Genomic DNA, 11518 nt, shown 5'->3' with positions numbered 1-11518 from the left:
GGGGGTTCGCGCGGTTTATAAGGGGGGGGGGGTTCCCCACTGGAGTGGCCCTCCGCGTCATCGCGGAGGGCCTCTTCGTCGTTCGCCACCCCGCCACCTTCCCCGTCACCTTTCCTGTCACCGTCCCCGCCGCCGTACGCGCTCCCGCCCCGCGGGCGCGGCACGCACGCACGGACGGGCACAAGAACGGGCCCGGAGGCGCGTGTTCGGACGTGTGCGGCGTCGTACGCGCCCCCGGGCCCGGGGGAAGGGGAAAAGCGTCAGGAAGGTCAGCCGGCCCGGCGCAGGGCCTCGGTCAGGCGCGCTGCGGCGTCGATGACCGCCTGGGCGTGCATCCGGCCGGGGTGGCGGGTCAGGCGCTCGATCGGCCCGGACACCGACACGGCGGCCACCACACGGTTCGACGGCCCGCGCACCGGCGCCGAGACGGACGCCACACCGGGCTCCCGCTCGCCGATCGACTGCGCCCAGCCGCGCCGCCGCACGCCGGACAGGGCCGTCGCCGTGAAGCGCGCGCCCTGGAGCCCGCGGTGCAGCCGCTCGGGCTCCTCCCAGGCCATCAGGATCTGTGCGGCCGAGCCGGCCTTCATCGGGAGCGTGGAGCCGACCGGCACCGTGTCCCGCAGACCGGAGAGCCGCTCGGCGGCCGCCACGCAGATGCGCATGTCTCCCTGCCGGCGGTAGAGCTGCGCGCTCTCCCCGGTCACGTCCCGCAGGTGGGTGAGTACCGGTCCCGCCGTGGCCAGCAGGCGGTCCTCGCCGGCCGCGGCGGCGAGCTCCGCCAGCCGCGGCCCCAGGATGAACCGGCCCTGCATGTCCCTCGCCACCATCCGGTGGTGTTCCAGTGCCACGGCCAGCCGATGTGCCGTGGGTCGTGCGAGCCCTGTCGCCGCGACCAGCCCGGCGAGGGTGGCCGGACCGGACTCCAGTGCGCTCAGTACCAGAGCTGCCTTGTCGAGAACGCCGACGCCGCTAGAGTTGTCCATGAAACGATATTCACGTCTCACACTGTGAAACGCAAGTTCAATTTTTCCAAGAACCAGCGAGTCTGTATGTGCGGGTCCACGAACCACTGGGTCCGAGGCCGTCGTCCGGCACGTGGGGTACCGGCGATCAGGCGCACCACATCTCTATGAAGCGCCGGCCGCACCGGCCGGCCGGAGGGAAAGCGATGGGTAGGACACTCGCGGAGAAGGTCTGGGACGACCACGTCGTCCGGCGCGCCGAGGGCGAGCCCGACCTCCTCTTCATCGATCTGCACCTGCTGCACGAGGTGACCAGCCCCCAGGCCTTCGACGGCCTGCGTCAGGCCGGCCGCAAGGTCCGCCGTCTCGACCTCACCATCGCGACCGAGGACCACAACACCCCCACCCTCGACATCGACAAGCCGATCGCGGACCCGGTCTCCCGGGCCCAGCTGGAGACGCTGCGCAAGAACTGCGCCGAGTTCGGCGTGCGCCTGCACCCGCTGGGCGACGTGGAGCAGGGCGTCGTCCACGTCGTGGGACCGCAGCTCGGCCTGACCCAGCCCGGCACCACCGTGGTCTGCGGCGACTCGCACACGTCCACGCACGGCGCCTTCGGCGCGCTGGCCTTCGGCATCGGCACCAGCCAGGTCGAGCACGTCCTGGCCACCCAGACGCTGCCCATGGCGCGTCCCAAGACGATGGCCATCACCGTCACGGGCGAGCTGGCCGAGGGCGTCACGGCCAAGGACCTGATCCTGGCGATCATCGCCCAGATCGGCACCGGCGGCGGCCAGGGCTACGTCATCGAATACCGCGGCGAGGCCATCGAGAAGCTGTCGATGGAAGCCCGCATGACCATCTGCAACATGTCGATCGAAGCCGGCGCCCGCGCGGGCATGATCGCTCCCGACCGGACCACCTTCGACTACCTCCGGGGCCGCGACCACGCCCCGACGGGCGAGGACTGGGACGCGGCGGTCGCCTACTGGCAGACCCTGCGCACCGACGAGGACGCGGTCTTCGACGCCGAGGTCGTCATCGACGGCGCCTCCCTGTCGCCGTTCGTCACCTGGGGCACCAACCCGGGCCAGGGCGCGCCGCTGTCGGCCAGCGTCCCCGACCCGGCTTCGTACGAGGACGCCTCGGAGCGCCTGGCCGCCGAAAAGGCCCTGGAGTACATGGGGTTGACGGCCGGGCAGCCGCTGCGGGACATCAAGGTGGACACCGTCTTCGTAGGCTCCTGCACCAACGGCCGGATCGAGGACCTGCGTGCCGTCGCGGACGTCATCAAGGGCCGCAAAGTCGCCGACGGCGTACGGATGCTGGTCGTCCCCGGCTCGGTCCGCGTCGCCCTCCAGGCGGTCGAGGAGGGCCTGGACCAGGTCTTCAAGGAGGCCGGCGCCGAGTGGCGGCACGCGGGGTGTTCCATGTGCCTGGGCATGAACCCCGACCAACTGGCCCCCGGTGAGCGTTCCGCGTCCACCTCCAACCGCAACTTCGAGGGCCGGCAGGGCAAGGGCGGCCGTACGCACCTGGTCTCCCCGCAGGTGGCCGCCGCCACCGCGGTCCTGGGCCACCTGGCCTCGCCCGCCGACCTGTCCGACGTCCACGCCACCGCCGGAGTCTGAACCATGGAAGCCTTCACCACCCACACCGGCCGGGCCGTGCCGCTGCGCCGCAGCAACGTCGACACCGACCAGATCATCCCGGCCCACTGGCTGAAGAAGATCACCCGCGACGGGTTCGAGGACGGCCTCTTCGAGGCCTGGCGCAAGGACCCCGAGTTCGTCACCAACCGCCCCGAGCGCGCGGGCGCCACGGTGCTGATCGCCGGCCCCGACTTCGGCACCGGCTCCTCCCGCGAGCACGCCGTCTGGGCCCTGCAGAACTTCGGATTCAAAACGGTCATCTCCTCCCGCTTCGCCGACATCTTCCGCGGCAACTCGCTGAAGAACGGGCTGCTGACGGTGGTCCTCCCGCAGGAGACCGTCGACCGCCTGTGGGAGCTGACCGAGGCCGACCCGGCCGCCGAGGTGACCGTCGACCTGGTCGCCCGCCAGGTCCGCGCGGCGGGAATCGAGGCGGAGTTCGAACTCGACGACAACGCCCGCTGGCGTCTGCTGGAGGGCCTGGACGACATCTCGCTCACCCTTCAGAACGAAGCCGACATCGCTGCGTACGAAAGCGTCCGGCCCGGCTTCAAGCCGCGTACGATTCGCGCCTGATTACGGCCTGATCAGGGGTTATTCACCTTCTGAAGATCACGCGGACAACACTGTGCCCCCCGCCCCACGGCGGGGGGCACAGTCGTGTGTTGAGGCCCCGTGAGGCGACAACTCGCCCCAGATGGCACAATCTGTGCATGGAACGCGACAGTCAACTGGAGCTCTACCAACTCGTCGCGGACCGGTTGAAAGAAGCACACACACGGGTGCGCACACTGCAAGTCCCGGAGGGCGTAAGGATGGCGCTGTCCCGGAAGCTGTTGGTCGTCACGGCTGCGGCGAAACATGATCTCGCCGATGCGGCAAGGCGCCTGGACAGGTTGATGAAGGACCTTGACGAGGGTCGATTCCCTGAAGGCGACTGATGCGAAGGAACTCCGCAACGGGCACTTCCGTTGCGGCACTAGGGTGATTAGCCCGTTTCGTGTTTGATTTGCGGTATATATCCGCCTAACGTGCGAAATAAGCTTGAACACATTCGTTCTGGCGAAGTCTCCGAAGGGGAAGACGTGAACAAGGCGCAGCTCGTAGAAGCGATTGCCGACAAGCTGGGCGGCCGCCAGCAGGCCGCCGACGCTGTCGACGCGGTACTGGACGCCATGGTCCGTGCGGTCGTCGCGGGCGACCGGGTCTCGGTCACGGGCTTCGGCTCGTTCGAGAAGGTCGACCGGCCGGCCCGCTACGCCCGCAACCCGCAGACGGGTGAGCGCGTCCGGGTCAAGAAGACCTCGGTTCCCCGCTTCCGCGCGGGCCAGGGCTTCAAGGACCTGGTCAGCGGCACCAAGAAGCTCCCCAAGGGCGACGAGGTGGCCGTGAAGAAGGCGCCCAAGGGCAGCCTGACCGGCGGCGCTTCCGCCACGGTCAAGAAGGCCGCGGCCAAGAAGACCACCGCCGCCAAGAAGGCGGCCGTGAAGAAGACGGCGGCCGCGGCGAAGAAGACCACGGCGGCCAAGAAGACGACGGCCGCGAAGACCACCGCGGCCAAGAAGGCGACGGCGGCGAAGACCACCGCCGCGGCGAAGAAGACGACGGCCGCCAAGAAGGCGACCGCCGCGAAGAAGACCGCGCCCGCCACCAAGGCCGTCGCGAAGAAGGCCCCGGCCAAGAAGACCACGGCGCGCTCGACCGCTGCGAAGAAGACCACCACCGCTGCGAAGAAGACCACGGCCCGCAAGAAGTAGGGCACACGTCTCACACGCCGGGCCGGCTTCCCCCAGGGGAGCCGGCCCGCGGTGCGCCATCGCAGGTCAGAGGTTTCCTCGTCAGAACGTCTGCAAGGTGACCAGGGTGATCCGCAGGCTTGAGCCCTCCCCCGAGGTCTCGATCCGGACCCGCTGGCCCGGGCGCAGCAGCCGCAGCCCGCCCGCGTCGAACGCCGGGGCGTCGAACGGCACCGGCGTGCCGTCGTCCAGCAGCACACTGCCGCTGCGGGTCTGGGGGTCGTACGTGTACGCGGTCGCCTGCATACCGGCACTGTATCGGGCCGTGTGCGGGCCCACGCCCAGGGAGAGCGCCCTGCGCAGGTCCGCTCCGGTGTCCACGTCCCGGCGCACGCTGTCCACCCCCGACAGGGCGATTTCCGCCGCCCCCGACGCGGAATGCCGGGCCCGCGACGGCCCCCCGAACGAGGGTGCCAATTCCGTCTCCGGCCCTGCGGAAAGCAAGGTCGTACCGATTCCCGCGGCATCCGCGAGAAATGCCCGGGGAAATGCGGATGCCACTTCGAGCACGCGTAGCAATTCCGGCGGACGCAGTGCGGGGAGATCCGCATTCATCGCGGCGAGCGCCGCCCGGGGCCGGACCGCGCGTATCTCCCGCGCCCCGTGGGCGAGGGCCGCGTTGAGGCCCGCGCCCGGCGCGTCCGGCACGATCCGCGCCCCCAGCCGGGCCAGTTCCGCCCCCGCCGCCCGGTCGTCCGTGACGACCACCACATCCGCCACCGCCGGGCAGGCCAGCGCCCCCGCCACGGTGTCCTGCGCGAACGCCAGCGCCAGCCCCGGCCGCGAGGCGCCCACGGCCGCTGCGAGGCGGCTCTTGGCCACCGCCAAGGGCTTCAGCGGGATCACCAGGCTCCAGACGGCGTTCGTGGCGGACCCCTTCCCTCCGGTGCCCGGCGGCACCACCCCGCGTGCCATGGCCGGGTCATCAGCCGGTCATGCATCGGTCCATTGTCGCCCCCGCCGCCCGACCCGGGGCTTCGGCGGGCTGAGCGGGGCGTACGGTGTTCTCGACAGGGACCGGTCCCGAGGCCACACTTGCGGCCGACGAGGTGCCCAAGGAGTGCACCGGTCCCCGAGCCCAGAGGAAGGTGTCCGAGTGTCCCGCCGCAGAATCGGCTTCTGGTACCGCCTGGCGGCGGTCATCGCAAAACCGCCGCTCGTGGTGCTTTTCAAGCGGGACTGGCGGGGAATGGAGCACGTTCCGGCCGACGGCGGATTCATCACCGCCGTCAATCACAACTCGTACCTGGACCCGCTCTCCTACGCGCATTACCAGTACAACACCGGCCGCGTGCCCCGCTTCCTGGCGAAGGCCGCCCTGTTCAAGGTGCCGTTCGTCGGCGCCATCCTGCACGGCTCCGGCCAGATCCCCGTCTACCGCGAGACCACCAACGCCCTGGACGCGTTCCGGTCCGCCGTGGACGCCATCGAGCGCGGCGAGTGCGTGGCCTTCTACCCGGAGGGCACCCTCACCCGCGACCCCGGGGTGTGGCCGATGTCCGGCAAGACCGGCGCCGCGCGCGTCGCGCTGATGACCAAGGTGCCGGTCATCCCGGTGGCCCAGTGGGGCGCCAACCTGGCCATGCCGCCGTACGCCAAGGAGAACAAGGTCCGGCTGTTCCCGCGCAAGACCCTCCAGGTGCTCGCCGGGCCGCCGGTGGACCTCTCCGCGTACTACGACCGGGAGCCCACCCCGGAGGTCCTCAAGGAGGCCACCGAGGCCATCATGGCGGCCATCACCGCCCTCCTGGAGGAGCTGCGCGACGAGAAGGCGCCCGACCAGCCGTACGACCACCGCAAGGCCAGGGCGGAACAGCGGCGCAAGGCCGCGGGGGAGGGCACCAAGTGACGCGTCCCGTCAAGGCAGCCGTGTTCTCGGCGGGCTCCTGGGGCACCGCCTTCGGCATGGTGCTCGCCGACGCCGGCTGCGAGGTCACCCTGTGGGCCCGCCGCCCGGAGGTCGCCGACGCCATCAACACCGGCCGCACCAACCCGGACTACTTCCCCGGCGTGGAGCTCCCGGCGAACCTGCGGGCCACCACCGACCCGGCCGAGGCGGCCCGCGGCGCCGACTTCACCGTCCTGTCGATCCCCTCCCAGACCCTGCGCGGCAACCTTGCCGAATGGGCCCCGCTGCTGGAGCCCGACACCGTTCTCGTCTCGCTGATGAAGGGCATCGAACTGGGCACGGCCAAGCGGATGAGCGAGGTCATCGAGGAGGTCGCCAAGGTGCCCGCCGAGCGGGTCGCCGTCGTGACCGGCCCCAACCTGGCCCGCGAGATCGTCGCCCGGCAGCCCGCCGCGGCGGTCGTCGCCTGCTCCGACGGAGCCGTCGCCCAGCGCCTCCAGTCCGCCTGCCACACCGCCTACTTCCGGCCGTACACCAGCACCGACGTCGTCGGCTGCGAGCTCGGCGGCGCCGTGAAGAACGTCATCGGCCTCGCCGTCGGCATCGCGGACGGCATGGGCCTCGGCGACAACACCAAGGGCTCGCTCATCACCCGGGGCCTGGCCGAGGCCACCCGGCTGGGCGTGGCCATGGGCGCCGACCCGCTGACCTTCTCCGGCCTCGCCGGCCTCGGGGACCTGGTCGCCACCTGCTCCTCGCCGCTCTCCCGGAACCACACCTTCGGCACCAACCTCGGCCGCGGGATGACCCTGGAGGAGACCATCGCGGTCACCAAGCAGACCGCCGAGGGCGTCAAGTCCTGCCAGTCGGTGGCCGATCTGGCCCGCCGCCACGGGGTCGACATGCCGATCACCGACACGGTCGTCGAGATCGTCCACCACGGCAAGCCGCCGCTGGTCGCGCTGAAGGACCTCATGGCACGCAGCGCCAAACCGGAACGGCGCTGACTCCTTTCCGGACGTATGAGCGGGTACCCTCGTGGCGATATGAGCAGCGAGAACCTCCCCCAGACCCCTGAGCAGCAGGGCCGCAAGCCCCGCGTGGCCGTCGTGTTCGGCGGCCGCAGCTCGGAACACGCCATCTCGGTCGTCACGGCGGGCGCCGTGCTGCGCGCCATCGACCGCTCCAAGTACGAGGTGCTGCCCATCGGCATCACCACGGACGGTCGCTGGGCGCTGACCGCCGACGCGCCCGAGCGGATGGCGATCGCCGACCGCAAGCTCCCGAGCGTCGCGGAGCTCGCGGAGTCCGACGAGGGCGGCGTCGTGCTCTCCGTCGACCCGGCCAGCCGCGAGGTCGTCTACACCGAGCCGGGTGCCGTTCCCAAGGCGCTGGGCGAGGTCGACGTCGTCTTCCCGATGTTGCACGGCCCGTACGGCGAGGACGGCACCCTGCAGGGCCTGCTGGAGCTCTCCGGCGTCCCGTACGTCGGCTCGGGCGTCCTGGCCTCGGCCGTCGGCCAGGACAAGGAGTACATGAAGCGCGTCTTCGCCTCCTTCGGCCTCGCCGTCGGCCCGTACCTGACCATCCGCCCCCGCGAGTGGGAGGCCGACCAGGACGCCGCCAAGGCCCGCATCCTGGACTTCGCCGACGAGCACGGCTGGCCGCTGTTCATCAAGCCCGCCCGGGCCGGGTCCTCCATCGGCATCACCAAGGTCGACGACGTGTCCGGACTGGACGCCGCGATCCACGAGGCCCGCCGCCACGACCCGAAGGTCATCGTGGAGGCGCTGCTGCGCGGCCGCGAGATCGAGTGCGGGGTGCTGGAGTTCGAGGACGGGCCGCGCGCGAGCGCGCCCGCCGAGATCCCGCCGGTCTCCAGCCACGACTTCTACGACTTCGAGGCCAAGTACATCGACTCCGCCGCGGGCATCGTGCCCGCCCCGCTCACCCCGGAGCAGACCGCCGAGGTGCAGCGGCTCGCGATCGAGGCCTTCGAGGCCGCGTCCTGCGAGGGCCTGGTGCGCGCCGACTTCTTCCTCACCGAGGACGGCACCTTCGTCATCAACGAGATCAACACCATGCCCGGCTTCACGCCGATCTCCATGTACCCGCGGATGTGGCAGGAGACGGGCATCTCCTACCCGGAGCTGGTGGACCGCCTGATCCAGGCGGCCCTGCGCCGCTCCACCGGGCTGCGCTAGCCGCTGCCCGCGGCGCGCCCGCCCGCACACGCGAAACCGCCCGCCGGGGGAATCCCGGCGGGCGGTCGGTGTGTCAGTACGAGGAGATCCCCTCGGGAACGGTCCTGGCGATCGCGGTGGACAGCCCGACCAGCATCCCCGCGTCCACGGCGTGCTCCTTGTCGACCCGGACCTCCGTGTACGCCCGCCGCATCCCGGTGGTGAACCGGAAGGAGCCGTCGTCCAGCTTCTCCAGCAGCCAGGCGACGTCGTTCACGTGGACGCCTTCCTGCCGGGGATCGGCCATCTTGTCGGGCTTGGGGATACCGCACCGCAGTACGATCGCCGAGCCGCCCCACGCGGCGGTCAGACCGGACTCCGGCTCGGTGGGAGTCCGTTCCAGACCGGCCACCGTCTCCGGGAGTTCCTTGTGCAGCGCCGCGCAGAACCCCGCGACGTCGGAGGGCGGTGTGGGCGGCGGGTCCACCCGGGCCGCGCCGCCGCCCGGGGAGCAGCCCGCGAGGGCGGCTGCCACGACCAGGGCGGACAGGGCGGGCACACGGACACGGAGCGGCCGGTGGTGGATCGACATCACCGGCCAAGAGTAGACGGGGGCTACAGATGGACCACGGGGCAGGTCAGGGTGCGGGTGATGCCCTCCACCTGCTGGACGCGGGCGACCACCATCCGGCCGAGATCGTCCACGGTGTCCGCCTGGGCGCGCACGATCACGTCGTACGGGCCCGTCACGTCCTCCGCCTGGATCACCCCCGGGATCTGGCTGATGGACTCGGCGACGAACGACGCCTTGCCCACCTCGGTCTGGATGAGGATGTACGCCTGTACCACGGAACCTCCAGAGCGGCCACGAGGATCGATTCCCCTAACCTCAAGATGGGCCCATGGACAGCGGGTGGGCCCGGGGAAGAAGGGACGCCACGGTACCGCGTCGCCGTGCACCACGGGGAGACCCGGGTGATCGGCGCCACGCACGGCGGGGCGTACGAAGAGCAGAAGTTGACGTATCAGTTGACGGTACCCAGAGCTGTGACGGGGCGCGACCGCAAGCGGACTGGGCAAGAAGGGGCACAGCGATGAAGGGCACTGTGGGCGAGCTGGGGGAGTTCGGGCTCATTCGGGAGCTCACCTCACGGCTCACCACCACCCCGGCGGTCCGGCTCGGACCGGGCGACGACGCCGCAGTGGTGTCCGCCCCCGACCGCAGGGTCGTGGCGAGCACGGACATCCTGCTGGAGGGCCGGCACTTCCGGCGCGACTGGTCCACGGCCTACGACGTCGGACGCAAGGCCGCCGCGCAGAACCTCGCCGACATCGCCGCCATGGGCGCGGTGCCGACCGCGCTGCTGCTCGGCCTGGTCGTCCCGGCCGAGCTGCCGGTCACCTGGCCCACCGAGCTGATGGACGGCCTGCGCGACGAGTGCCAGGTCGCCGGAGCGGCCGTGGTCGGCGGGGACGTCGTCCGCGGCGACACCATCACCGTCTCCATCACCGCCCTCGGCGACCTGCGCAACCACGAGCCCGTGCTGCGTTCCGGCGCCCAGCCCGGCGACGTCGTCGCCGTCACCGGCTGGCTCGGCTGGTCCGCGGCCGGCTACGCGGTCCTCAAGCGCGGCTTCCGCTCCCCGCGGGCCTTCGTCGAGGCGCACCGGCGCCCCGAGCCCCCGTACCACGCGGGCCCCGCGGCGGCCGGACTCGGTGCCACCGCCATGACCGACGTGAGCGACGGCCTGATCGCCGACCTCGGGCACATCGCGGAGGCCAGCAAGGTGCGGATCGACCTGCGTTCGGCCGCCGTCGACATCCCGACGCAGATGCACGACATCGGGCAGGCCGTCGGCGTCGACCCCTTGCAGTGGGTGCTCACCGGGGGAGAGGATCACGCCATCGTGGCGACCTTCCCGCCCGACGTGAAGCTGCCCGCCCGCTGGAAGGTCATCGGGGAGGTCCTGAACCGGTCCGCACTGCCCCAGGTGACCGTGGACGGGGCGCCCTGGACCAGCACCGGCGGCTGGGACCACTTCGGTTCCGACCCCTCCGAGGAGATCCCCCGATGAGCGACGCGCCCCCGCTGTGCCTGACCGTTGCCGGATCGGACTCCGGGGGCGGCGCCGGCATCCAGGCCGACCTCAAGACCATGCTGGCGCTCGGCGTGCACGGGATGAGCGTGGTGACCGCCGTGACCGCGCAGAACTCCCTCGGGGTGCGCGGGGTCTGGGAGCTGCCCGCCGAGGCCGTGACCGCCCAGTACCGGGCCGTCGCCGACGACATCGGCGTCCAGGCGGTCAAGACCGGGATGCTCTCCTCCGCCGCTCTGGTGGAGACGGTGGCCGGGCTGCTGGCCGCCACCGGGGCCCCGGCGGTCGTGGACCCCGTCGGGGTCTCCAAGCACGGGGACGCGCTGCTCGCCCCCTCGGCGCTGGACGCCGTACGCGGGGAGCTGCTGCCGCGGGCCACCGTGGCGACGCCCAACCTGGACGAGGTGGCACAGCTCACCGGGGTCGTCGTGGAGAGCGAGGACGACATGCGGCGGGCCGCCGACGCCGTCCTCGCCCTCGGCCCCGACTGGGCGCTGATCAAGGGCGGCCACCTGGCCGCCCACGGCGGCGAGGCCGCCGACCTCCTGACCGACGGCGAGACGCAGCTGTGGCTGCGCTCCCTCCGCCACGACAACCGGCACACCCACGGCACCGGCTGCACGCTGGCCGCCGCGATCGCGGCCGGGCTCGCCAAGGGACAGGACGTGCCGCAGGCCGTCATGGAGGCCAAGGAGTACGTGACCGGCGCCATCGCAGCCGGCTTCGCGCTCGGCGGCGGCATCGGACCGGTGGACCACGCCTGGCAGTGGCGCCGCTGACGCACCCCGCCGACCCCCGGAACGGACGGAAGCCCGCCGCATCACGTGATGCGGCGGGCTTCCTGCAAGGAGAGAAGGACGCTCCCGCACAGGCAAAAGGCCGGTCCACGAGGTGGTACCGGCATACTGGGAAACAGTAAAGGCTTGGGGAACTCGGACGGGACCGGAAGCGCGAGTCACTTGCAGGCGTGTTTGAAG

12 protein-coding genes and 1 pseudogene are annotated in these 11518 nt (G+C 71.4%); 9 read left to right on the top strand and 4 right to left on the bottom strand.

The genetic code is table 11. The features are described 5' to 3' along the window. Positions 1-269: 269 nt before the first annotated feature. Positions 270-986, bottom strand: a complete 717-nt coding sequence (gene ndgR, locus ACFVGY_RS30195) for an IclR family transcriptional regulator NdgR (RefSeq protein ID WP_114054338.1) — start codon at positions 984-986, stop codon at positions 270-272. Positions 987-1171: 185 nt separating this feature from the next. On the opposite strand from ndgR, the gene leuC reads away from it, so the two are divergent. From leuC to ACFVGY_RS30175, 4 genes are all read left to right on the top strand, one after another. Then, positions 1172-2596 carry a 3-isopropylmalate dehydratase large subunit gene (gene leuC / locus ACFVGY_RS30190; protein WP_385683152.1) on the top strand — a complete coding sequence of 475 codons (1425 nt, stop codon included), beginning with the start codon at positions 1172-1174 and terminating at the stop codon, positions 2594-2596. Positions 2597-2599: 3 nt separating this feature from the next. Next, entirely contained in the window at positions 2600-3193 is a 594-nt protein-coding gene (gene leuD / locus ACFVGY_RS30185) for a 3-isopropylmalate dehydratase small subunit (protein ID WP_385683149.1), read from the top strand. A 137-nt stretch (positions 3194-3330) separates the two neighbouring features. Beyond that, positions 3331-3558: a hypothetical protein gene (locus ACFVGY_RS30180; RefSeq protein WP_189811706.1), complete on the top strand. Its 228-nt coding sequence runs from the start codon at positions 3331-3333 to the stop codon at positions 3556-3558. Positions 3559-3702: 144 nt separating this feature from the next. After that, positions 3703-4374: an HU family DNA-binding protein gene (locus ACFVGY_RS30175; RefSeq protein ID WP_385683146.1), complete on the top strand. Its 672-nt coding sequence runs from the start codon at positions 3703-3705 to the stop codon at positions 4372-4374. 282 nt (positions 4375-4656) lie between these two features. On the opposite strand, the pseudogene cofC reads toward ACFVGY_RS30175, so the two are convergent. Continuing rightward, positions 4657-5328 (bottom strand): annotated as a pseudogene (gene cofC / locus ACFVGY_RS30170) (2-phospho-L-lactate guanylyltransferase); the annotation flags it as partial. Between the two features lie 181 nt (positions 5329-5509). Here cofC and ACFVGY_RS30165 point away from each other — a divergent pair. The 3 genes from ACFVGY_RS30165 to ACFVGY_RS30155 are packed head-to-tail and all read left to right on the top strand — an operon-like array spanning position 5510 to position 8466. After that, a complete protein-coding gene (locus ACFVGY_RS30165; RefSeq protein ID WP_385683143.1) occupies positions 5510-6262 on the top strand; it encodes a lysophospholipid acyltransferase family protein in 753 nt (250 codons plus the stop codon). Further along, entirely contained in the window at positions 6259-7269 is a 1011-nt protein-coding gene (locus ACFVGY_RS30160) for an NAD(P)H-dependent glycerol-3-phosphate dehydrogenase (RefSeq protein WP_385683140.1), read from the top strand. The genes ACFVGY_RS30165 and ACFVGY_RS30160 overlap by 4 nt, the downstream gene beginning before the upstream one ends. Positions 7270-7308: 39 nt before the next feature. Continuing rightward, positions 7309-8466 carry a D-alanine--D-alanine ligase family protein gene (locus ACFVGY_RS30155; protein WP_385683137.1) on the top strand — a complete coding sequence of 386 codons (1158 nt, stop codon included), beginning with the start codon at positions 7309-7311 and terminating at the stop codon, positions 8464-8466. A gap of 73 nt (positions 8467-8539) precedes the next feature. Here ACFVGY_RS30155 and ACFVGY_RS30150 read toward each other — a convergent pair whose 3' ends face one another. Together ACFVGY_RS30150 and ACFVGY_RS30145 are read right to left on the bottom strand one after the other, a co-directional pair. Beyond that, entirely contained in the window at positions 8540-9037 is a 498-nt protein-coding gene (locus tag ACFVGY_RS30150; protein ID WP_385683134.1) for a DUF3515 family protein, read from the bottom strand. 23 nt (positions 9038-9060) lie between these two features. Further along, positions 9061-9294 carry an Lrp/AsnC family transcriptional regulator gene (locus tag ACFVGY_RS30145; RefSeq protein ID WP_179172577.1) on the bottom strand — a complete coding sequence of 78 codons (234 nt, stop codon included), beginning with the start codon at positions 9292-9294 and terminating at the stop codon, positions 9061-9063. Between the two features lie 245 nt (positions 9295-9539). Here ACFVGY_RS30145 and ACFVGY_RS30140 point away from each other — a divergent pair, with 245 nt between their 5' ends. Both ACFVGY_RS30140 and thiD read left to right on the top strand, forming a co-directional pair. After that, positions 9540-10520 carry a thiamine-phosphate kinase gene (locus ACFVGY_RS30140; protein ID WP_385683131.1) on the top strand — a complete coding sequence of 327 codons (981 nt, stop codon included), beginning with the start codon at positions 9540-9542 and terminating at the stop codon, positions 10518-10520. Further along, entirely contained in the window at positions 10517-11320 is an 804-nt protein-coding gene (thiD, locus tag ACFVGY_RS30135; RefSeq protein ID WP_385683128.1) for a bifunctional hydroxymethylpyrimidine kinase/phosphomethylpyrimidine kinase, read from the top strand. The genes ACFVGY_RS30140 and thiD overlap by 4 nt, the downstream gene beginning before the upstream one ends. The last annotated feature ends 198 nt before the right edge of the window (positions 11321-11518 follow it).

This window comes from Streptomyces sp. NPDC127106 (assembly GCF_042677605.1).
Classification (GTDB): domain Bacteria; phylum Actinomycetota; class Actinomycetes; order Streptomycetales; family Streptomycetaceae; genus Streptomyces.
The sequence above is the reverse complement of the archived record's forward strand: the minus strand, read 5'-3'. Positions and strand labels throughout refer to the sequence as shown.